Source organism: Vibrio ruber DSM 16370 (assembly GCF_900163965.1).
Classification (GTDB): Bacteria; Pseudomonadota; Gammaproteobacteria; order Enterobacterales; family Vibrionaceae; genus Vibrio; species Vibrio ruber.
In genome coordinates, this window is the sequence record NZ_FULE01000033.1 from 1 (window position 1) to 23509 (window position 23509).

The following is a 23509-nucleotide window of genomic DNA, read 5'->3' on the forward strand; positions in this document are numbered from 1 at the left end:
CATCAGAGGCTTCCATACCACCGTACTTCGATTTCCAGTTATAGTAGGTTGCATCAGAGATCCCGTATTCGCGGCACACTTCATTGACTTTCCTGCCGGCTTCGACTTCCTTCAGGATCTTGACGATTTGCGTTTCTGTATAGCGTGATTTTTTCATCATGCACTCTCCGTTTATTTCAGTGTAAACGGAAAAGCCCTATTTACCAGCGTCCATTTTTTCGGGGAGGGTTACAGCATGTTTTGGTTGTATGGGAGTGCCAAACTAAAAGTGAAGAAACGTTGTTGAGTCTCCTTTCTCAATCTTTACCTATTGAAGAACGACTATAGTATGAAACTTTATTACTCACTATAGGCCTTCTTGAAAGGGGTAAAGCTCAAGCAGTATGATACTTTATTTTTCAACCTCACCAAAATCATACGACAGTACAATGTTTACAGCGACACTCAGTATGATACTTTTTTACCTTCCTACAGTTGTAGGAAAGTAAAAAGCATCATTTTGAAATGGCGGCAATCACATCGATTGCCGCCATTTTTGTTATGAGCATGGGCATCTTTTAAAATAGTTTGAAATCCAATTGCATATGCTGTTGGTTTGATAATACTTTTGTCTGACAAAATGCCATGATAGAGGTAGCAGGATAAGTACTTCACAGCTGGCAGTTCTATCCAGTGTTAGATGAATGACTATTTTCATTTTTTCTGAGTATCAAGAAAAATTGGGATTCACTAACATTAAAAATCCAAAATGTGAACTTGATCAATAAGCCTTATCATATTGAATATATTGGATTAAATTCCTAATATTCTTAATTTTTAACGTTCATAGTATACATCATGTATAGTTTTTTATCTTGTGATTGTAGACATGATGTATACATGGTGTATACTCAAAATAGAAAACGAGGTGTAAGAATAAATGAAATCAGTCTATTTACAAATTGTTGATGACTTAATTGAAAAAATTAGTTCCGGAGAATATGAAGAGGGTTGTATGCTGCCCTCAGAAAGCACTCTGTGCGAGATTTACAACGTCAGTAGAATGACGCTAAGAAAATCTCTTGCATTACTGGTTGAGCAAGACTTTTTATTCAGGATAAAAGGAACCGGAACATTTGTTAAGAAGAATAAGTTAGCAATACATGGAGCATCTGAATTATTAGGCTTTTATAAAGAGGTGAAGTCTCAAGGAAAAGATTTGACAACAGAAGTACTCACTTTCGAAATATTAGAATCTGATATGATGGTCGGTTCAAAGTTAAATCTTGATGCGCATGATATGGTATATCATATCGAAAGGGTTAGATTTATTAATGGAGAGCCAGAAATGGTGGAGCGTACATACATGCCTTTATCTCTGTTTTCTGATTTAACTGTTGATGTAATGAGGGAGTCAAAGTACGAATATATCAAGTCTAAAGGACTTCATATATCAAGAAGTAAACAAATTGTACTTCCTGAATTAGCCGGAAAAAAATTAGCAAAATTATTATCGACTAGTGAAAACTATCCCTTATTGAAAGTTATCTCTATTGGAGAGCTCGATGATGGTACTGTTTTTGAATACAGTATTAACTACTTTAAGTTAAGTGAATATAGTTTTGAATTCTATTCATATAATAATGATTAATGATGATATTTATGTATGGTTATAAGTTAATTCTAAAAAAATAATAAAACACACGAGTAAGAGTGTCATTAAAACATGATAGCTCTTATTCTGGAATTGAATAAATATATCATATTATTACTGTAATTAAATATTATAGGGGGAACTATTAACTTTAAAAAATAATTATTACCGATCCAATTACATTTAGTCTGATAACATGCCATTTTTTAATTAAGAGATAATTATGACTACAAAAATATTCCTGTGTTGTGCGGCGGGTATGTCTACCTCTATGGTTGTAAATAATATGCTAAAAGCTGCAGAAGAAAGAAAAGTTGATGTTGAAATAAAAGCATATTCAATATCTGAATTTGAAGATGTAGTAAATCAATATGATATTTGTCTTGTGGCACCACAAGTTAGCTATAAGTTTAATGACTTCAACAAGAGATGTGAAGAAGAAGGAAAAAAATGTGCAAAGATAAATATGATGCTATATGGGACACTAAATGGTGACGAAATTTTAACGCAAGCATTGGCGCTAAAAAGTAGCTAAGCATAGGAAATAAAAATATGAAAAATAAAATTTTTAGTTTTCTAGAAAACACACTTGCTCCATTAGCCGGTAAAGTCGGAGCCCAAAGACACGTTATGGCTATTAGGGATGCATTTATTGGTGCAATTCCTTTTATCATTGTCGGGTCATTTTTATTAGTAGTTGCATATCCACCCTTTGAAAAAACATCCACAAATTTATGGTCAACTTTTGCTGCAAACTACAAAGAACAAATTATGTTACCTTTTCACTATACCATGGGTATCATGACTTTGTGGATAGTATCAGGTCTTGGATATAATTTAGCAAGAAATTACAAAACACTTAACCCACACTTGGCAAGCTTATTATCATTATCCACTTTCTTATTAGTTGCAGCCCCTATGGGAGATGGTTTTATTTTAACGAATAATATGGGTGGAAAGGGAATATTTACAGCCATGCTAATTGGTATTTATGTTCCAGAAATGATGAATTTTTTGCATAAATATAATATTGGTTTAAAACTACCTCAGCAAGTCCCGGAGAAAATTCGTCAATCCTTTGAACTATTGATTCCAGTTTTAGTGGTAGTAATAACAATTTATCCATTAAATTTATTTATTTACAATGAAACTGGTTTTATTCTTCCAGAAGCTATTATGGAATTATTCAAACCTCTGGTATCTGCTTCTGACTCTTTAGGTGCTGTTTTACTCGTTACCTTTATTGCGCAAGTTTTATGGTGGGCAGGTGTACATGGTGCTGCAATTACTGGTGGTATTATTACGCCTTTTCTTCTATCAAATTTAACCGTTAATCAACAAGCTTTAGCGCAAGGTGTTCCCGGTACAGAACTACCTACAATCTTTGCACAACCGCTAATTGATTTCTTTATTCAGGTCGGGGGGTCAGGCGCTACAATCGCACTTGTTTTACTCTTTATTCGTTCACGATCTCAGCATTTGAGAGCTATTGGTAAAATGTCACTGATCCCGGGAGTATTTAATATTAATGAACCCGTTTCATTTGGTACACCGATCGTTATGAACCCGACTTTTTTCATCCCTTGGGTTTTAGCACCTCAAATCTGTGGTGTAATTACTTGGTTTTCATTTAAATTTGAATTACTGAATCGTATTGTGGCTATTCCACCCTGGACCACCCCAGCTCCAATCGGAGCAATGTGGGCTACCAATTGGTCGGTACAAGCCTTTTTCGTTGTCATGATTAACTTAGTAGTCGCAGGAATTATTTATTATCCATTCTTCAAAATGTATGAGAAACAACTCATGGATGAAGAAAAAGCTAAATTATATAACGAAAATAATATGGAAGTTAATGAGTTACTACCATAGGAATGTTAGTGAAGAATATATTTTATTCTTACACATTCATGAAAAGTAAAGGATTGTTAAATGTCAAAAATAGATTTAAATGAAAACTCTCCGCTATTAAGTGAAGAATATTTGATGGGTTTGTTGTGTTCTGCTGGTAATGCTCGTTCAGCAACGATGGAAGCAATGAGACATGCAAGAACAGGGGATATTGAAGAGTCTTTAAAACTGCTTGATCAAGCTGATGAGATGTTAAATAAAGTTCATAAAGACCAGACATATCTTATTGGTTTAGATGAAGGGGAGGGAAAGATAAAGATGACTCTTATTCTCACTCATATTCAAGATCATATTATGACAGGTATGCTTTGTCGTGATATTGCAAGTGAAATAATCGAATTGCATAAAATTAATAGGAGTAAGTAAATTGCTTAAAATAACAATTGTTGGTGGAGGTTCCAGTTATACTCCAGAAATTATCGAAGGGTTCATTAAACGTTATAATGAACTTCCGATTACTCACATAGATTTATTCGATATTGAAGAGGGACGATATAAAGTTGAAACGGTTGGAGCTCTTGCTAAAAGGATGATCAAGAAATCCGGCTTAGATATTGAATTAAATATTAGTTTCAATAGAAGAGCATCATTGTCAGGCGCTTCTTTTGTATGTTCACAAATGCGGGTTGGTATGATTCCTGCGCGTATTGAAGATGAACTGCTTGGACATCGCTACGGAATGATCGGTCAAGAAACGAATGGGATTGGAGGATTTGCAAAGGCGATGCGTACAATCCCTGTCACTTTGGACTTATGTAGAGACATAGAAGATATTTGCCCTGATGCCTGGTTGATTAATTTTACAAATCCTTCTGGTATTATTACTGAGGCAGTTTTAAAACATACAAACGTTAAAGTCATTGGCCTGTGTAATGTTCCTGTTATTACGCAATACGGTATTGAAGAGCTATTAGGTAAAAATATTCAAGTCCAGTTTGCAGGGCTGAACCATTTTATCCATGCCTTTCATGTCTGGGATAATGGAAAGGATCGGATTAAAGAGCTACTAGAAAAAATGTGTCAAGGTGAGGATTTTGAACTTCCCAAAAACCTTGGTAAAGTTGAATGGGTACCGGAACAACTTATGCAGCTTGGTGCTTTACCCTGTGGTTATCATCAATATTATTATAAACAAGATGATGCGGAATTGAAGGAATTGAAATGTGAAAACTATATAACCCGTGGAGAAGAAGTTCAGGCGATAGAGACCGAATTATTTAAATTGTACGAAGATTTAAATTTAGACGTTAAACCAAAGCAGCTTGAAGAACGTGGTGGTACATATTATTCAGACGCAGCTTGTGAGTTAATAAGCGCAATTTACAATGATAAGCGGACATTAATGCACGTAAATGTACGTAACAACGGAACTATATCTGAGCTACCAAATGATTGCGCAATTGAGGCGACTTCAGTCATTACATCATGTGGCGCTATGCCTCTAAACTTGGAGCCTATTGTTAATCCTGCAATAAGGGGGACTCTACAGCTTCAGAAAGCTTTTGAAGAATTAACAGTTAAAGCTGGTGTTACCGGAGACTATGCCACAGCTCTACAGGCTTTGACTATTAATCCGTTAGTTCGAAAAGGTACAGTTACTAAAGAAATTTTAGATGACATGTTGGAGATCAATTCAAAATACCTCCCTCAATTTAAACATAGCGCAATCAGATAGGTTAAAAATTTGTTTTTAGCCTATAGATTATAGTTTGAATATATTTTTGAGGCATCCTTTGTGATGCCTTTCGTAAGAATATATAAAATATATCGAATTAAAGAAGTGGAAAATTATGAATCCTATTTTTTCAGATAAAGCCCCTAAGGCTGTTGGCCCATATTGTCACGCAATGGAAAGTAAAGGTATGTTGTACCTTTCTGGTCAACTTCCTATTGAACCTGAAACAATGAAAATTGTTTCTAATGATATAGAGTTACAAACGAAACAATGTTTAAAAAATATTAGCTCAACTTTATTCGAAGCTGGATGTAGTTTGAACAGCGTAGTCAAAACGACTATTTTTTTACGAGATATGGATAATTTTGTTAAAATAAATGCAATATATGACGAATTCTTTGGCTCGCACAAACCTGCTCGATCATGTATTGAAGTTGCAAGATTACCAATGGATGCAAAGATTGAAATAGAGTTAATAGCAGAAATGTAGCTCTTATTTGTATTCGTTCAGACTAGTTCGATGGAAGAGTTATCGAAAGAGCCGGAAGCATGGATCGACTACGACAACAATCATCGGACTCATCGAGGAAAATGTACCGTGGCAGAATGCCAATCGAAACATTAGAAGAGAGGAAATCAATCTGGGCTGAAAAGAATCTAGCCCAAATTTAATCTGACAGTCACCGAGTCACGAAGTGGGTAACTGTCAGATCAGATCGGAATTAGTACAGCTAAGCAGCCCCAATCACATCGTTAACCATGTTCATGGGGCTGATGGTTTGGCTACACCACAGTTATTGTGGGGGATAACTTTGTCTGAGTGAATGCAGACATGTTGTGGATAAGCCAAATGGGTGGTTAGTCCAGAAATTCCAGTTTAGCCGGACGCATACCTGCTTTATCCATATCACACCCAGCAATCAGTGCTGAGACACCTTTTTTTAATGACTCTTGACCGACACACCAAGGGCTGGTGTGTGGATCTAATGGCGTATCATTCACTTTCGCCATCTCAGCTTTCAGATAAGCAAGCTGCTTGTCTGATTCTGCTGTACGGTTTTTCTCGGTAATTACGGTTTCTGTTCCCGCTTTTGTGTCGAGTTTAACAAATTTACCGTTGTGGTAGAGCTTCCATTCTTTGTTGAAGATAAAGCTGGTCGGTTTGAATTTCCATACCGGAGAGTAGTGCATAAAAATGGTATCGCGGACCGATTCTTTCTGCCCCTTGAGAACTGGCACTTGATCGACCCCATCGATCTCCTGTTTAACTTTTAATCCTGCCAGTTTAGAGATGGTCGGATAAACATCCATGATGTCGAAGAGAGCATCTTTCTTCACGCCTTTGTCTAACTGACCCGGCCAGCTGAATACAAGTGGCACGTGGGTTCCGTTGATAGTCGGGTGACCTTTCCCACCGCGAACTTTATGTCCATAGCGGTAAGATACAATACTTGGATGGGTGCCATTATCGGTGACAAAGACGAAAATGGTATTTTTAGATAAGCCTTCTTGATCAACATAATCAACCAGGTCACCAACCAGTTTATCCATATAAGTAATCATGCCGGACAATTTGTCTTTCTTGCTCTTGGCGTTCATGGAGTCAGGGGTGACCACAAAGGGGTTATGAGTGAGCACCATCGGGTAGTAGAGCAGAAAGGGTTTATCTTTGTTTTTCGAGATAAAGCTCTTGACGAATTTTTGCTCCATATCCGGACCGAAACCTTCTTCAAACGAGGCTTTTTTATCGTTGTAATACAGTGTCGGTGCCCAGTAACGGGAGCCCTTTGAGTCACGGGTATACCGGAAATAAACCAGTGATTGATCAAAGCCGGCCTCTGATGGTGTGATCCCTTTCAAACCATCAAACCCGTTACCACTGAGTTGCCATTTCCCGGTGATTGCTGTTGTATACCCCGCATTTTTAAAGGTGTTGGCAAAAGTGACAGAGTTGGGATCGAGATAGGCAAACGCTTTATAATTTTTGCGGTTTTCAATACCGGTCATCAACCGGGTTCTGGTTGGCGAACTCAATGGTGTGGCATGAGCATTGTTAAATGAGATGCCGTTTCTTGCCAGTTTGTTGATATTCGGTGAATAATATTCACCACCGAATTGACTGATGCCTTCGATCCCTAAGTCATCCGCTAAAATGAGGATGACATTCGGCTGATCGGTCGGTGCCCGAAGTGGCTGCTGTTTTGCCGCGTGAACCGGCGCCATGGTCATTGATGTTCCCAACGCCGCCAAAACTGATAGTGCAAGCTTACTGGTCGTATATTGTTTCATTCTCTTATCTCTTTGTTTTCTCGTCATTTGGATCTCTGATTGGTAACCGCCCGAAAGTCGTTACATCACTGTATGGTTATACGAGACGGTGTTAATAAACGCCTTCGGTATCTTTTGTACAGGTTTTCCAGTTGGGGAAAGTACGATGCATATTCCACAACGGTTTTGGATTTTCCTGATTCCACTGTTGAAGCGCTTTTTGCATTTTCTGCGTGATCTCCGGATGCTCAGTGGCGATGTTGTGAAGCTCTCCTGAATCTTTCTCCAGATCGTAAAGTTCTGTGCTCTTTTGGTCGTCAGAGATCCAAAGCTTGTATTTACCGTCCCGCATTGCGTGCAGTGGCGTTTGAGAGAAGAAGAGTTTTCGGTCGCTATACGCTTCGGGCTCGTTGATAACCGAGAGGAGATCCAGTCCGTCGAGTTCAGCGGGAAGATCTTTATTTTTTTCCACATGAGACATAATGGTCGGCACCATATCGATAGATGAAACCGGAGATTCAACGCGTTGATTCGGCTTAATTTTCCCTTTCCAGCTAAAGATGTACGGTACATGAACGCCACCCTCAACATAGGTAAATTTGCCGGAGCCTAGGGGGTCACTACAGTCACAGAATCCGAATTGGATCGGACACCCATTGTCGGAAACAAAGAAGATCATCGTATTTTTATCTTGTCCGGTTTTTTCCAGTGTTTCCATGACACGGCCAATATTGTCATCCAGATTACTGATCATGGCGACATACGTGCGTCTGACCGGATCTTTGATATCACTGAATTTGTCGTAATAATTTTGTGGTACCTGTAGCGGATAGTGTGGCGCGTTATAAGCCAGATAGAGGAAAAACGGGTTTTTCTTATCCTCTTGGCTATTCAGATATTGAATAGCGACATCAGTAAAATCATCAGTTAAGTATTTATTCAGATTGTTGACAACTTTCCGTTCTTTCCCTTTGAATACACTTTGACGCGGCTCGCGATGGTCGTAAGACATTTTTTTACGGGCGTCAAATTTGGTGGGGGTTGTCACGATTCCCGGTGTATTTTGACTGGCATAAATGGATTCACCGGTCAGGAAGCCGTAGAAGTCATCGAACCCCCGGTTGGTCGGGTAAAACTCGTCGTTGAACCCCTGATGCCATTTACCGATAGCATTGGTGTTATAACCGTGTGTCTTGAGTCGCTCACCGATCGTTGGTACATCAGCCGGTAAGCCTTTGTCCGCATCTTTTTTGTCATGAATATTGTAAGTAAAACCGAAACGTTGTGGTGAGCGTCCCGTGAGAATCGCAGCCCGAGAAACGGCTGAAACCGATGCTGCGACATAACCATTGGTAAACAGTACTCCGTCTTGAGCAAGCTTATCGATGTTTGGTGTTGGTGCCAGATCATGCCCGTAAGCAGAGACATCCGGTAAAGCCAGATCGTCAACGACGATCATCAATACGTTTGGCTGACTCTCTTGTTCTGTATTGGTTGATGTTGCAAACACAGGTGCTGCCATCATGCATATTGCAAGTGCCAAAGGAGATTTTCTTAATTTAGTCATGGGCATCTTTAATTTCCCTTATGAGAATGGATGAAAACTACATGAACATTATTCATCCGCACAAAAGATGCTTATGATTCATAAAAAGCGAAGTGATCTTCTTATCAGTCATTACATGAGTGCGGTGCTATGTCCTGATTTGTGCCAAAAAAAAACCTGAATGAGCCTGGTATTCTTGCTCATTCAGGTTTTGCCTGTACGATGTACAGTAACAATCCTTTAAAATCAGTATGTTAGTGTTTTTGTGTCGTTGCCAAAACTATAAACATGGGCAGACACTGATGTTGCTTATATTATAAAAATAAAGCTAATAATTTTATCTTTTCAATAGACTACTCAAGAAAGTGAAACTAAAACATGGTGATGATCACATTAATTGTAGCTTACTTTTCTGTTTATCGATATATATCACAATCTGGTAGATTGTATTTGCTTAGACTAAATTAGTTGTTATTTTAAAAAACACATTCATTGGCAATATGGATTGTTACTGCGTTTTGGCAGGCAAGACCTAAATCCAATCAGATCTGGTTGATAGTTATTATCTGGATTTGATTGAATTTAGGTTTTTTTTTGGGAAAAAGTTAAACAGACTGGTCGTTATGCTGAGGTGTCAAAAAAGAAGGGAATATGAATAAATAAACAGCGTGCATCCTTTTTAATAATCTCGGGACTGTTTGAGTGCGATTGTTTTGTATTTATATAATCAGGATTCTCTGAGAATAATATTGATTCACTGCTTAATTGTTCATAAAGGTGTGTGAAAGAGTACATCATTGTCTGGAGACATTATATAAGCATCATAGTGAAAATAATTGATGCTCGGTAAGGTTTTTATAAATAGAATTTTGGGTGGGATTTTTATTTTTGACGATGTTTTATTTGTACCCTGTTTCACCCCATTTATCGTTTAAATATATGGGTATATATCAATGGGCATATATCAATGGGAATTGGTAAGACTTGGTATCAAATTGTTATAACATAAAGGAAATAGGGTACACAAAAATGAAGATAAAGAATATTGCAATGAGTGTAAGTTTTGCTGTTGCGAGTATGGCCAGCGTGGCGCCCTTGGCTGTGGCAAGTCAACATTCGGCGGAAAAGCCCAACGTTATTATTTTATTTACTGACGATATGGGATGGGCTGACATCGGCTTGCAGGGCAGTAAAACCCCCACACCTAATTTGGATAAACTCGCCAATACAGGCCAGCGCTGGACCAATTTTTATGTAAGTTCACCTATTTCTTCTCCCAGCCGTGGTGGTTTGTTAACTGGACGATTAGGGCCTAAAACTGGCCTGTATGGTACAACCGCGCCTGGTGTATTTATTGAAGGTGACCCGGATGGTTTTCCAAAATCGGAAGTGACAATCGCAGACTCGCTGAAGACCAATGGCTATGACACTGTGATGTACGGTAAATGGCATCTGGGATCCAATGCCGACTCATTCCCGACCCGTCACGGGTTTGACTGGTGGTATGGTATTCCTGCCAGTAATGACCGTTATTCAACGATTTCGCCGAATCAGTTAGAAATGAATACATTGATGAAAAATAATCCTAAAGCAGCGCATGATATTTGGGTTAAGGGAATGCCTGCTTATATTCTGCCTAAGCAAGAGTATTGGGATGTGCCTTTGTATATGTCTTATGAAACAAAAAATACCATCAATGGTAAGTATGTTGACTATAAAGTTCCCGGTGGTATGAAACAGGCAACCTTTACCAAAGATATTACCGGTCGTGCCAAAGATTATATTGCCGAGCATAAGAACCAAAAAAATCCGTTTTTCATGTTCATGTCTTATCCTCAGACACATACGCCCCTGTTTGGTTCTCCTGAGTTTGTCGGTAAAGGTCACAACCGCTATGGTGACATCTTGCTGGAGATTGACTGGTCGGTCGGACAAATTATGGATCAGCTGGAAAAACAAGGAATTGCGGATAATACCATCGTGATGTTCACCTCAGATAACGGCCCGTGGTGGATGTGGAACAAATGGGGGCTTGCCGGTCAAAAAGGAAACTTGAGAGATGCAAAGGGAACCCAGTATGAAGGCGGGATGAGAGTGCCATTCATTGTCAACTGGAAAGGACATCTGAAAAATGAGGTGGTTGATGGTATCGGCAGCACGCTGGATATCCTGCCGACGATTATGTCTCTTACCGGGACACATCATCCGGTCAAAGATCTCGATGGGTTTGATATCAGTAAAACATGGTTGAAAGGGGATAAGAGTGCCAGAACAATCATGCCTTATTATGTTCTGGGGCAGTTTACGGCATTTCGGATGGGAGACTATAAAGTTGTCTTCGGAGAGCGCAAAGGTAGAAAAGGGGTTGTGTGGCTGAATGAGCCGACATTGTATAACCTCAAAGATGATCCGAATGAAACGACAAATCTTGCAAAACGTTCACCGAAAGTTCTGGCAGAGGTTGTTGCTGCGGCGAAGGTATTTAAAGAGAATATGCCGAAATCAAAAGCACCGTTATTTAATCCCAATAGTTAATTTCAATAAATCATAAAAAGAATGAAGTTGTTCGCTTCATTCTTTTTTCCTGTAATTATTTTTAAATAAGTATTTTTAAGTGTTTTAGATTGTGATTTACTTTCTATATTGATAAAAATATTTATTGAGTTTGGTCACATTAATAGGATTAATTGGTTTTTATTTTATAATATTTATTTATTATTGATATTGGATTGCTACTGAATTTCAGGCAAAACCCGCCAGAACGTTATTTATAACGGTCTGGCGGGTTTTTTTATTAATAGGGGTTTGAAAAATATGAAAAATATTACAATTTTAGCAATAGCGATAGCATGTGGGTTAAGCCATAACGTTTATGCAAAGAGTGACACGACAAAATGGGATTCTGATCTGGTCAAAAACTATAAGAAAGTTGGTTCAACAATCGAACCATTAACCAATCTGGATAAAAATTCACGGTGGTATTTTAACGGCTTCTTAAAAGGGGGCTATAACACATCAACGGATCACACTGATTATGAGAAAGCTTATTTTAAAGTGATGATGCGCATGCGGGGGTATACCGCTCTTACCGATCGAATCGGGTTTGTCGGTGATGTGCGGATGGAGGCTCAGGAAAACTGGGTTGATGAGGATAATAAGGTAACCGATCGTTTCGATAATTTTGATGATAAGCAGAAGATTGACCAATTCCGGGTTGGTTTTGAAGATTCGGTTTGGGGCTTTCTGGGCTATGGTAAATATACAGCGACGATGGCATCGTTCTCCAATGATGTCGCGATTACTGGCTTGTATAACAACCAGTCAGAAAGAGGGAGAAAAAATGCAGGGAAAATTATTTACGACAGCCACTATGACAATAACCTGTATGTTTATGCTTCCTATGATGTAGATTCTGACATTGTGGGTATGGATTTCGGTTATCAGACGGCAGATATTTATTCGCGTGAATCCGATTCTTTCGGCGCTTATCTGGCGGTTCATAATGGTCAGCCGGGTCTTTTTGTCGGTAGTAAAGGAATCATGGGGAACCGCGGTGCGAAGACGAAAGATTCTTATCACTCCAATTCTGATACTAACTTTGAGCGAGCCGATAAGAATTTGCTGACTTATACATTCTATGGGTATAAGCAGTTTGCAATGGCGCAACGTGTGTCCTGGAACTTTTCTTATTCGAAAATGGATGATAATGAAAATGGTGATATTATCCGCAATCAGGGATATGCCACCAAAGGGCTGGGTGCATCTGCAAATGTAACCTACAGTTTACTCCCTGAAAACGGTGAAGGATTCTCTCCGACGATCATTGTGAATGTGGATGAGCTTGATAAAGCTTTTGAATTCCAACTGAAGTATTTTATCAATCGTAGAACCACTATCGCAATTTCTGAAGTCATGAGTGATAAAGGCGACGATCAGATGTATCTCGAGTCCCGGTTTAATTTCTAAGTTCAATTGACACGGTAAGATGGTTGCCATCGGGCATGGTTAATCCTGATGGCTTCATTCGCGGTGAGTTACATAAGAAAGACGATAGCAATCACAGATAATGCGGCCTGTAATTGCTATTTACACAACAAAAAGTAGGCTATCTGTATTCGCGCGGATTGTTACTGTTTCGGCAGGCAAAACCCAAGAAGAGATATTTATATTTCTTCTTGGGTTTTTTGTTTCTGGGCGATTCAAATGCTAACTTTCAGGAGAGTAGGAAATGAAGAAAAAAGTCCTGGCTTTAACATTATTGGCTGCCAGTATCAGCAGTACGGTCAATGCGGTTGATTTTGCACCACAGAAACAGTCTGAAAAACCGAATATCGTTCTAATTATGGCTGAAGATCTGAGTCCAAGATGGGGCGTTTATGGGGATCCTGTCGCAAAGACCCCAAATATCGATGCATTGGCAAAAGAGAGTGTCCGTTTTCAGCAGGTGTATACCATGGCTCCCGTTTCTGCACCGAGCCGGGCTGGTGTGATTACTGGCCGATTCCCTCAGACTCTGGGGTTGCAGCATATGCGTACGACCAATTATCCCGGTGGCGGATATATTGGGGTGCCTGAGTCACAGGTCAAAGGATATCCCGAATTACTCCGTGCCAATGGATATTTCACTTACAACGATACCAAAACCGACTATCAGTTTTCAGGCGGGCCAATGAATATCGGGCCATTTACGTTGTGGGACAAACATGGCACTTATAAAAATATGGATGATTTGATGCTCCCGACGGCATGGCGGAATTACGATCTTCATGGTAAGCCATTCTTCTTACATCTCAATCCACAGATTACGCATGAGTCAGGGATTTTTCGCAAGGAGGATCTGTTAACCAAAAAATGGGAGGGGCTGGTCAATCGATGGGATAAGTTGCGGACTCATTACAACATCCAGCCAACGGATCCGAATGACGTCAAACTTGAACCCTATTATCCCGATACACCGAGAGTCAGACGTGATATTGCCCGGCATTACGACAACGTTCAGGTGATGGATCAGATGGTCGGCAAGATCGTTCAGGGACTGAAGAAAGACGGATTGTGGGACAACACCATTTTGATCGTGACAACCGATCACGGTGATGGCATTCCCCGGCATAAACGCGATCTTTATGATTCGGGTTTGAAAGTGCCGTTCATCGCGCATGTACCGAAGCAATATCAACCCGCATGGTGGAAACACAACGGTCAAACAGAAAATCGTCTGGTCTCTTTTGAAGATTTAGCCCCGACCATTCTTGGGTTCTCTGGCAGCAAAGTTCCAGACTATATGACCGGAGTCGATTTATCGAAAGATAACGCAACTGTACGTGAATACGCCTATGCCGGGCGGGATCGTTTCGATGAAATCCCTCAATACGGGCGAAGTGTCCGGAATGCACGCTATAGTTATGTGTATAACGAGCATACGGAAATTCCCGGTGGATATGACAATAATTTCCGTAACAATCTGGGGATCATGCAATCGATGAAGGCGGAGAATGACGCCGGTCATCTGAACAAACAGCAAAAAATCTGGTTTGAACCTCGTCCTCAGGAAGAGCTGTATGACAAGGTGAACGACCCATATGAGCTAAATAATCTGGCACAAGACCCTAAATATAAAGCGGTACTTGAAACTATGCGTCAGGCTTTGGTTGAGTGGGATGGCAGTGCTGTGGATATGTCTCTGATGCCAGAATCTGAAATGGTGAAACAGATTCTGGATAAAGATGGTAAACAGCGCGTGACAGAAGCACCGTTTGGTCATTACAACCCATTGTTCAAGACATTTTCGATTGTGAACCGGACTCAGAACGCATCCATTGGTTATCGATTTGATAACGGAGACTGGCAGCTTTACACCAAGGCACTCAAAGTCCCGCAAGGGGTACATAAAATTGAATTTAAATCCGTAAGATATGGGTGGAAAGAGAGTGAAAACCAAAGCTACACATTTCAATAACGGATACAAATACGAATATTAATAGAAAGTGAATCAGGGCTGTCGTTGGTGCGACGGCCCTGTTTTGTCGAATACGTGAGGACACTGTGATGCAAAACCAGATTGAAAATTTTCAGCTGTTGTCGAAGCCAACCGGCTCCGTATGTAACATTGATTGTGAATACTGTTTTTATCTGGAGAAAGAGAAACTTTACCCGAGCCGGAAAAAGAACTGGCAAATGGATGAAGAGACACTGCAATACTATGTAAAAACCAATATTGAATCTCAGTCAGCACCCGTTATCGATTTTATCTGGCAGGGCGGGGAACCGACACTGGCCGGACTAGAATTTTTTGAAAAAGCAGTGGCGTATCAACAGCGTTATGCGCAGGGAAAACAGATTAATAACTTTTTTCAGACGAATGGTCTGAATCTTACGCCAAGCTGGGCGCAATTTTTTCACCGGCATCAATTTTTGATCGGCCTTTCTATTGATGGGAATGCGGCGCATCATAATCGCTATCGGCGAACTAAGTCAGGCAAAGATACTTATGACAAGGTGATTGAAGCCATTGCGTTATTGAAGAAATATCAAGTCGAATTTAATACACTGACGGTTGTCAGTGAGCATAATGTCCATGAGCCACTGGAAGTCTATCGTGCTTTAAAAGCCGTCGGCAGCCATTACATGCAATTTATTCCGCTGGTCGAGCGGGTTGCCAATCAGGCGGATGAAAATGGGCTGTTCCTGATTAAGCCTGACTTTTCAGAGCCGTGTCAGGTAGCGCCGTGGACGGTGCCTTCCGCCGCTTATGGTCATTTTCTGAATACCATCTTTGACGAATGGGCGAAAAAGGACATTGGTCAGTATTTTGTGATGAACTTTGAACAGACCATGACCCAGCTCATTGGCGGAAAAGGGAGCTGTGTCTTTTCTGAAGAGTGTGGCGCAAATCTGGCGCTAGAAGCGAACGGTGATGTGTATTCGTGTGATCACTTCGTTTTTCCGGACAATAAACTGGGGAATATTCATCAGAGTAATCTGCTCAAAATGGTCAACAGTGATCAGCAGATACAATTTTCTCAAAGTAAATCGAAGGATATCTCCGTTGATTGTCTTCAGTGTCCGGTGAAAGCAGTTTGCCATGGTGGGTGTCCGAAACATCGCTTCTCACTTTCATCGAATGGTATTCCGAATAAAAACTATTTGTGTGACGGCTACAAAGTTCATTTCAGCCACTGCGTTCCGCCGATGAAGGAAATTATCCGCCGGGTTCTTCAGAGTGCCTAACTTGGCGTGAGGCTCATCAGCCGGTCAATGCGGTGATTTGTTGTAATAAAAGGTAAGTTAATGAAAAAACGAGTATATATCGCAAGCCTCGCCTTCAGTGGTCTGTTTGCTCTGCCGCCGGTGACACTGGCACAAGAGTCGGTAAAGGCGGCTCCGGCATCGGTGCAGTCTGCGGTTTCTCAGACGCTGAAAACAACCCGGGCAAGACTGCGTCAGCAGATGGGGATTAATCCCGAGATTCAAGAAGCGGCGGTCGATACCGTGACATTGCCGATTTATCCCGGTGCGCTGATGGTCGTCCATAAACATCATGGCATCAACTTTGATGACTTAGACCAGACTCTGCCTTTTGCGACCTTTATAACCGAGGCCGACGTTGAGCAGGTGATTCGCTTTTACCGGGAGAAGCTGCCATCGTATAGCGCGCTGCAAAATGACACGGCGACCGTGTTGGTACAGGAGCGGGTTGAGCGGGGTCATTATCCTCAGGATTATCTGAAAATACCGAGTGTGAGTATTGACTCGGTGACCTTGAGTAATGATAAGACGGGGACTCTGATTGCGGTGATGTATCCTTGGTTGGCGGAATAAATAAGACATCGGATTGCCTATAGTTGTGGTTTCAATCATGAGAGAGAAGGATTGCTACGGCAGTCCTTTTTTTATGTTTTTTCGCTCAGGAGCACAGGATGATTGCCGTGATTTGAGTCGATGGGCTTTCTCTGAATGAGAGCGACAGGAGGCGGTCGGATATTATCAATAAATAGCCCCACCCGGATGTTCCGGAGCGGGGCGAGTGGGGGAGGTTACTTCTCAGTTGCTTCTGATTTCTGGTTCATCAAATAGTGCGTCTTGATGTATTCTTTCGTACGCTTTAAAGAACCGGAAAGTGGGGCTAGTTTCTTGGCTTTGTCTACCATATCAGGTCGCAAACCAAAGTATTTGTCATCCGGATCATAGTCACGCATCCATTGATCCGGGAAGTCTGCAGCTTTCTTACCGGTGGCTTTGTAACGGAAAACTTGACCTCTGGAGCGTTGCTCGTTGTAAGGGATCACATTTTTACCTTCGTGATTTTTCAGCTTCTGGAACAACTCTTTGCGGAGTGCAATCTTGGTACGAATGATATCGGGCTCCTGAGAGTCGATCAGGTTATGTTTCTCATGCGGATCGGCCTTCAGATCATAGAGTTCTTCGGTGTCCCATAATCCATAGTATTGAATATATTTATACTGGCTATTACGAATCGCAAATGTTGTCGGTGTATAAGGGAAGTTGTATTCCCAGAAATATTCATAGACAAAAGACTTGCTTCGCGGCGTCGTTGATTTGTGGCCTGAAGCCAGCGGCAGGAAGCTAGACCCGTCATAATTATTTGGGATCTTGATATGGGCTGCATCCAAAATGGTTGGCGCAATATCAATATTGGCAACGACATCTTCAACCACACGGCCTTTATCAAAGCCCGGTCCTGCGGCGATCAGCGGCACGCGGATGGATTCTTCGTAGGCATTACGTTTGTCGATCAAACCATGTTCACCAAACATAAAGCCATTATCACCCATGACCATGATCACGGTGTTTTTATCCAGATTGTGGTCTTTCAGATACTGCTGTACCCGGCCGACACTGTCATCGACAGACATCAGCGTTTCGTAGTAATTGCGTTTAAACTGATCCAGATCCAGATTACTATTATACGGATAATCGACGCCATGCCAGCTATTGCGTTGGTCTTTCACCCAGCGCGGTTTGCCTTTATAGTTTTTCTCCGTGTTAGCATAAGTATCTGGTTTTTTGAACGTTTTACCGGCTAGTTTTCCATAGTGGCGCGGTGCGGGCAGGAAGTCGGCATGCACCCCTTTGTGACCTAAGTAAAGCATGAAAGGCTTACTCTTATCGCGATGATCCAGCCAGTTGATGGCGTAATCGGTCAATTCATCAGTAATGTAACCTTTCTGTTTAACCAGTTTACCATCCACATTGAGCATTGAAGGTTTGCCGAACATATCAACCGGATAGTAGTTCCCCTGAGCGTTGGTACCGACAAAGCCGACCCAGCGATCGAAACCGGCAAGTCCTGGTTTACCTTCCTCTTCAATGCCACCGAAATGCCATTTACCGAAGAAACCTGTCTGATAACCGACTTTTTTGAGTTCTTCTGGGAAATAATGGAGTTTGAATACATCCGGATTCTTATTGTTGTCTACCATACCGTGATTGTGAGCGTACATTCCGGTCAGAATACTTGCCCGGCTCGGGCCACTTAAAGATGTGGTCACAAAGGCATTTTTAAAATATACGCCATTCTTGGCGAGTTTATCCATATTGGGCGTAACCGCCTCATTGTTGATAAACCCCATTGCGTCATAGCGCTGATCATCGACGATGATGTAGACAATATTGGGACGTTTTGCCGATGCTGAATCCGAGGGCGAGGTGGCAGCAGTTGCATAACTACCGATGGCCTGAGAACAGGCCAGGGCAATTAGTGTCGGAGCAAGCTTTTTCATAGTGATACCTTCTTTACATGATTCTTGCAGTGCAGTGTGTATGCATTGAAGAAAAGAGAGCGATAATCGTTTGTACAATATAATAAAAATAGAATTCCGATGGATTAAGGCAAAAAAAAACCTGAACCTGAATCTCCTCACCGATGAAGAGATTCAGGTTCAGGTTTTGCCTACCTACATAACGTAGTTACAATCCTTGACCCACAAAAATTACGCGCTTGCATTTAAAATATCAATTGTTAATTATATTAATTGTGACGTGAGTCCTATATCTCTACAATCTCGACGCTTTTTGTATTGTGATAATTCTCGATATTTTGAGATGAAGTTTCTAGTCTGTGAACACAATATCATTATTATTATTTTTCCATATAGGGCAACGGCCTTGCGTATATTGATTTATTGATATCGCTTCTCGATTTGTTTACATAAAATTTAAATAAAGTGTGATATGAATCTGGGTTTTATGCTTCATATTGGTGTTTGAGATCACTTTTTATTGGGTCATTATTGACCTTGTGATCATTTGTGATAAAACACAGACACAGTTTAGTTGCTTTGCCATTATCAGGGCTAAGTAACCACACATCGGATTGTTACTGTTCAATCAGGCAAAACCCAAACAAAATTCCTTTCTTTGGAATGTTTTTGTTTGGGTTTTTTTGTTTATTTTTAATGGCTTGATTGTATTTGATTATCGATTGTGTATTGGTTTTTGTGTCAGCTGACATTTATGTAGACAGCTTAACGAAATTGGGATAAGAGCGATGAATGCGAATTTCTTGCATATAGTTAAATTCAATTTGAAATCAAAAATAATCTTCACATCGACTTTTTTTATTATTACCACGACATTGATCTTAACTTATCTAAGTTATGGGACTTTCGAACGGAATCGTAATCAGGCTGTGTTGGAACAAAGTGAAAGTCTATTGGAAACCCATTCAAAGGTTATATCCAATTGGTTTAAATATCATCAGAATAATCTGGCGATTGTCCGTGATTCAATCAGCCAACCCAATCAACAAGTTGATGCAATATTTAGGCGTCACTTTAAACAATTGGGATTCGATAGTCTGTATTTAATTGATGCTAACGGAGAGGTGAAATACAGCCAAGGGGGACACTCGGTTTCCGGTGACACAAAGTGGGTCAAACAAGCATTGAATAGCCGAGCTGACTTGATTTCTTTACCTTATTCAGATGAAGATTCGAATACTTTTTCGATGTCGATCTCCACACCGCTTTATCTTAATGGGCAGTTTTCAGGTGTGGTAGCCGGGGTGTTTTCTTTAGAACGGTTTATGAAAGAAGCTTTTCAAATCAAAGTACCGACCGGAAGTGATGCGATGGTCGTCAACCGGGACGGTTTTATTATTTTTCATCCTAAATATGAATTGGTGATGAGGAACTTATCCAGTTTTAATTCAACGTCAACAGGTGAAAAATTATTTGTAAAAGCAGAGCAGCATAGTTTTCGGAAATCGGTGACTAAAAAAGGCCGGGTTTTTACTCTGATCCCTTTTATTGTTCCTGATATGGACTGGGTGCTGGTTTTTACTGTTGAAGATTCATTGATTAATCAGCCTGTGAATGAGTATTTCACTAAGCAGTTATTTATTGCAGGTGGAATTATTCTGTTCGGTATTCTGGGGTTAAGTTTACTTGTTTTCGGCATTTTCAAAAAGTTTGACCGAGTGAATGAGGCGCTCATGGATATTGCTTCCGGAGATGCGGATCTATCGAAGCGAATTCCGATCGATAATCGGGATGAAGTCGGTGAATTTGCTGCCAATTTCAACGCGTTCATTGATCGGATTCATTCACTGGTCAAGCACATCAATCAAGTTACACGCCAGTTGACCGAAGAATCACATCATATTTCGGATGCTTCGGAACATCAGGGAAATGAGATTGCCGGTCAGGAAGAAAATATTACTTTGATTGCGACAGCCGTTTCGGAATTGTCCAGTTCAGCCTTAGAGGTCTACAGAAATGCTGAATTGACATCGGGTTCGTGCCACCAATGTGTAGACATGTGTAACGATGGTGTCGGATTAATGTCTAAGAGTGAAGCATCGATTCAACAGCTATCAGCGGAGCTGGAAAAATCAATTCACGATATTCGCCTGCTTGAACAGGATAGTCAGCAAATTGAATCGATTCTTGTCACGATTCGCGATATTGCTGAACAGACGAATTTATTGGCATTAAATGCGGCGATTGAAGCGGCCAGAGCCGGTGAACAGGGTCGTGGTTTTGCTGTTGTTGCTGATGAAGTCAGAGTGTTATCCCAACGGACACATGTATCTACCGAGGAAATTAAAGATAAAATTGAGAAGCTTCAAAGTTCAACCAATCGAGTCGCGAGTATGATGCAAAACAGCTACGATTTGACCGGACGGTGTGTTGATGATGTTGTTTCGACGAGCCAGTGTCTTGATCAGATTAATACGTCGGTTGGAGAAATGAGCCAGATGACGATACAGATTACTTCAGCGGCACATGAACAGTCTCATGTGACTGGGGATGTCAGTCAAAAGCTAGAATCGATTAAGACTGTTTCTGGTCAATTGAAGCAAGAGTCTGCTCAGGGTATTACCCAAGCAGATAAGCTCGAGAAGCTCTCAAAACAACTGTTCCATGAGATAGCCCAATATAAGGTATAAAAAGTAGTCTGAAGCAGATTTACGTGATAAATCGCCTTACTTCTAAGAAGCTCATTCATTAGCTGATCTATATCACAATTGAAATAGTTCGTTATTGTTTGATTGGGTTAGAGAAGGTAAAACGTATACATATTGGATTGCTACTGCATCTCATGCAGGCAAAACCTGACACAGACGAAGTGAGAAAGCCTCTTAAGGTAACTTCGAATGGTCGGGTTTTTTTTTGTTATTGTTTATTTAACTTTAGGATTGTTACCGTGAAAGCGGGCAAAACCTGAAAGAGTCGTTCATTGAAAGTGAACGTGGCTCTTTCAGGTTTTTTTTTGCTCTCGGTATGCGAATTATAAATAATGTGAGGCTTACTTTATGGCTTATGAAAAACTTGCTTCCGAGATCGTTGAGGCTGTGGGCGGGGCTGCGAATATTGATAGTCTGGTTCATTGTGCAACTCGGCTGAGATTTAAACTGGTTAATATGTCGGCAGCAAAACGAGAGTTGTTGCAAGAAAATCCGGCGGTGATTGCTGTGGTGGAAAGCGGCGGACAATTTCAAGTTGTGATCGGTAATCATGTCGGTGATGTGTTCAGCGCAATCCAGTCTTTTTTACAACATGGCGGGACGGCAGCAACAATTGATCATGAAGAGACGACTAAAGCGGCTAAGGATGAAAAACAGGGGATCCTGAGTACGTTCATTGATATTGTTTCCGGTATCTTTACACCGCTACTGGGCATTATGGCGGCTTCGGGGATCCTGAAAGGTTTGTTGGCACTGGGGGTTGCGACTCAGGTTCTGACGACGAGTAGCGGAACTTACCAGATTTTCAATGCAGCCAGTGATGCACTGTTCTTCTTTTTCCCTGTTGCTCTCGGGTATACCTCCGGTATGAAATTCGGTGGTAATCCATATGTGACGATGGCGATTGGCGGTGCGTTAGTCCATCCGTCGATGATTGCAGCTTTTCATGCTCAGCAATTACCCGATGCAGCCGGTCTCGAATTTCTCGGTATTCCGGTGACATTCATGAACTATGCGGCTTCAGTGATGCCGATTATTTTTGCCGCATTTGTGAGTTGTAAGCTAGAGAAATTCTTGAAACAGTATATTCCCAGTGCCGTTACGAATCTGTTTACACCACTGTTGTGTATCATGATTACCACGCCGCTGACCTTTTTGCTCATCGGTCCGGCTGCAACATGGGTCAGTCATCTACTGGCGAGCGGATTTGAATTCATTTACAGCGCCAGCCCAATGATTGCCGGGGTGGTGATCGGTGCTTTCTGGCAGGTATTTGTGATATTTGGCCTGCATTGGGGCTTTGTACCCATTATGATCAACAACCTCAGTGTGTTGGGCGCTGATACCATCGGGCCGCTTTGTCTGGCTGCGGTATTGGCACAAGCCGGTGCAGCATTAGGTGTTTTCCTCAAAGCCCGGGATCCGAAAACCAGAGCGCTGGCAAGTTCTGCATTTACCACCGGATTGTTCGGTATTACTGAACCGGCGATTTATGGGGTGACTTTACCGCGTAAGCGTCCGTTCATCTTCGGTTGTATCGGTGGCGCGCTTGGCGGTGGGATTATTGGTCTGTATCAGACTAAAGTCTTCTCATTTGCACTGCCCAGTATTCTGGCGTTTCCACAATATATTCCCTCGACAGGTGTGGACGCATCCGTCTGGGCTGCCATCGTGGGTTCAGTGGTCGGTATTGTCATTGCTGCGACGCTGACTTTCTTCTTCGGTGAGCCCCGTGAAGAGAAAGCTGCGACCCGGGCGCCTGCACCTGCTGTGAAATAGTGGGAGAGCGGTGACACTGTTTATTGATGTATTTTATGTTTGGGTTTGCTTTGTGATGTCTCTGAGATATGACAAAGCTCCGATTCCTAGTTCCTGACGTGGTAACCCTGACGTTGTAACATAGTTGACTCGCCTCACAGCAAGGCAATGTCATCATTTAGGATAGGATTGAGTGCATTCGCCTCAATCCTATTTTATCCATTGTGCTACCGGGAAATCAGGCCTGACGGCCTGATACAGAATTATCAACGGTCTCGTTTGAGCGGGGGA

The 23509-nt window shown here is 41.2% G+C and carries 17 protein-coding genes and 1 pseudogene; 14 read left to right on the forward strand and 4 right to left on the reverse strand.

Translation table 11 applies throughout. The annotated features are described in order from the left end of the window. On the reverse strand, nt 1-157 hold a 157-nt coding region (locus tag VR7878_RS12755), incomplete at its 3' end, for a transposase (protein ID WP_139344045.1). Between the two features lie 762 nt (nt 158-919). Between VR7878_RS12755 and VR7878_RS12760 the strand changes: the two genes are divergently transcribed. The 7 genes and pseudogenes from VR7878_RS12760 to VR7878_RS20875 all read left to right on the forward strand — a co-directional run. After that, the gene (locus VR7878_RS12760; RefSeq protein WP_077336479.1) at nt 920-1630 is read left to right on the forward strand and encodes a GntR family transcriptional regulator; all 711 of its coding nucleotides are present in this window, start codon (nt 920-922) and stop codon (nt 1628-1630) included. Nucleotides 1631-1856: 226 nt separating this feature from the next. Then, the gene (locus VR7878_RS12765; protein WP_077336480.1) at nt 1857-2168 is read left to right on the forward strand and encodes a PTS sugar transporter subunit IIB; all 312 of its coding nucleotides are present in this window, start codon (nt 1857-1859) and stop codon (nt 2166-2168) included. A 17-nt stretch (nt 2169-2185) separates the two neighbouring features. Continuing rightward, nucleotides 2186-3505, forward strand: coding sequence for a PTS sugar transporter subunit IIC (locus VR7878_RS12770; protein WP_077336481.1), 1320 nt, complete (start codon nt 2186-2188; stop codon nt 3503-3505). A gap of 60 nt (nt 3506-3565) precedes the next feature. Next, complete coding sequence (locus VR7878_RS12775) at nt 3566-3910, forward strand: PTS lactose/cellobiose transporter subunit IIA (RefSeq protein ID WP_077336482.1); 345 nt, start codon at nt 3566-3568, stop codon at nt 3908-3910. A 1-nt stretch (nt 3911) separates the two neighbouring features. After that, nucleotides 3912-5219: a 6-phospho-beta-glucosidase gene (locus VR7878_RS12780; protein WP_077336483.1), complete on the forward strand. Its 1308-nt coding sequence runs from the start codon at nt 3912-3914 to the stop codon at nt 5217-5219. A 115-nt stretch (nt 5220-5334) separates the two neighbouring features. Further along, on the forward strand, nt 5335-5709 hold the full coding sequence (locus VR7878_RS12785; RefSeq protein WP_077336484.1) for a RidA family protein: 375 nt from the start codon (nt 5335-5337) through the stop codon (nt 5707-5709). 27 nt (nt 5710-5736) lie between these two features. Beyond that, nucleotides 5737-5891, forward strand: a pseudogene (locus VR7878_RS20875) (IS481 family transposase); the annotation flags it as partial. A gap of 186 nt (nt 5892-6077) precedes the next feature. Here VR7878_RS20875 and VR7878_RS12795 read toward each other — a convergent pair. Next, complete coding sequence (locus VR7878_RS12795; RefSeq protein ID WP_159440462.1) at nt 6078-7508, reverse strand: sulfatase family protein; 1431 nt, start codon at nt 7506-7508, stop codon at nt 6078-6080. Nucleotides 7509-7599: 91 nt separating this feature from the next. Next, a complete protein-coding gene (locus tag VR7878_RS12800; RefSeq protein ID WP_077336486.1) occupies nt 7600-9060 on the reverse strand; it encodes a sulfatase family protein in 1461 nt (486 codons plus the stop codon). A gap of 1023 nt (nt 9061-10083) precedes the next feature. On the opposite strand from VR7878_RS12800, the gene VR7878_RS12805 reads away from it, so the two are divergent. The 5 genes from VR7878_RS12805 to VR7878_RS12825 all read left to right on the forward strand — a co-directional run bounded on the left by VR7878_RS12805 (nt 10084) and on the right by VR7878_RS12825 (nt 16851). Continuing rightward, nucleotides 10084-11568 carry a sulfatase-like hydrolase/transferase gene (locus tag VR7878_RS12805; RefSeq protein ID WP_159440463.1) on the forward strand — a complete coding sequence of 495 codons (1485 nt, stop codon included), beginning with the start codon at nt 10084-10086 and terminating at the stop codon, nt 11566-11568. 279 nt (nt 11569-11847) lie between these two features. Continuing rightward, nucleotides 11848-12999, forward strand: a complete 1152-nt coding sequence (locus tag VR7878_RS12810) for a hypothetical protein (protein WP_077336488.1) — start codon at nt 11848-11850, stop codon at nt 12997-12999. 262 nt (nt 13000-13261) lie between these two features. After that, nucleotides 13262-14989: a sulfatase family protein gene (locus VR7878_RS12815; protein ID WP_077336489.1), complete on the forward strand. Its 1728-nt coding sequence runs from the start codon at nt 13262-13264 to the stop codon at nt 14987-14989. Between the two features lie 89 nt (nt 14990-15078). Beyond that, the gene (locus VR7878_RS12820; protein ID WP_077336490.1) at nt 15079-16260 is read left to right on the forward strand and encodes an anaerobic sulfatase maturase; all 1182 of its coding nucleotides are present in this window, start codon (nt 15079-15081) and stop codon (nt 16258-16260) included. Between the two features lie 60 nt (nt 16261-16320). Further along, complete coding sequence (locus VR7878_RS12825; RefSeq protein WP_077336491.1) at nt 16321-16851, forward strand: hypothetical protein; 531 nt, start codon at nt 16321-16323, stop codon at nt 16849-16851. A gap of 215 nt (nt 16852-17066) precedes the next feature. Here VR7878_RS12825 and VR7878_RS12830 read toward each other — a convergent pair whose 3' ends face one another. Beyond that, nucleotides 17067-18773: a sulfatase family protein gene (locus VR7878_RS12830; protein ID WP_077336492.1), complete on the reverse strand. Its 1707-nt coding sequence runs from the start codon at nt 18771-18773 to the stop codon at nt 17067-17069. Between the two features lie 767 nt (nt 18774-19540). Between VR7878_RS12830 and VR7878_RS12835 the strand changes: the two genes are divergently transcribed. Both VR7878_RS12835 and VR7878_RS12840 read left to right on the forward strand, forming a co-directional pair. Next, nucleotides 19541-21442: a methyl-accepting chemotaxis protein gene (locus tag VR7878_RS12835; protein ID WP_077336493.1), complete on the forward strand. Its 1902-nt coding sequence runs from the start codon at nt 19541-19543 to the stop codon at nt 21440-21442. A gap of 366 nt (nt 21443-21808) precedes the next feature. Next, nucleotides 21809-23239 carry a PTS transporter subunit EIIC gene (locus VR7878_RS12840; RefSeq protein ID WP_077336494.1) on the forward strand — a complete coding sequence of 477 codons (1431 nt, stop codon included), beginning with the start codon at nt 21809-21811 and terminating at the stop codon, nt 23237-23239. The last annotated feature ends 270 nt before the right edge of the window (nt 23240-23509 follow it).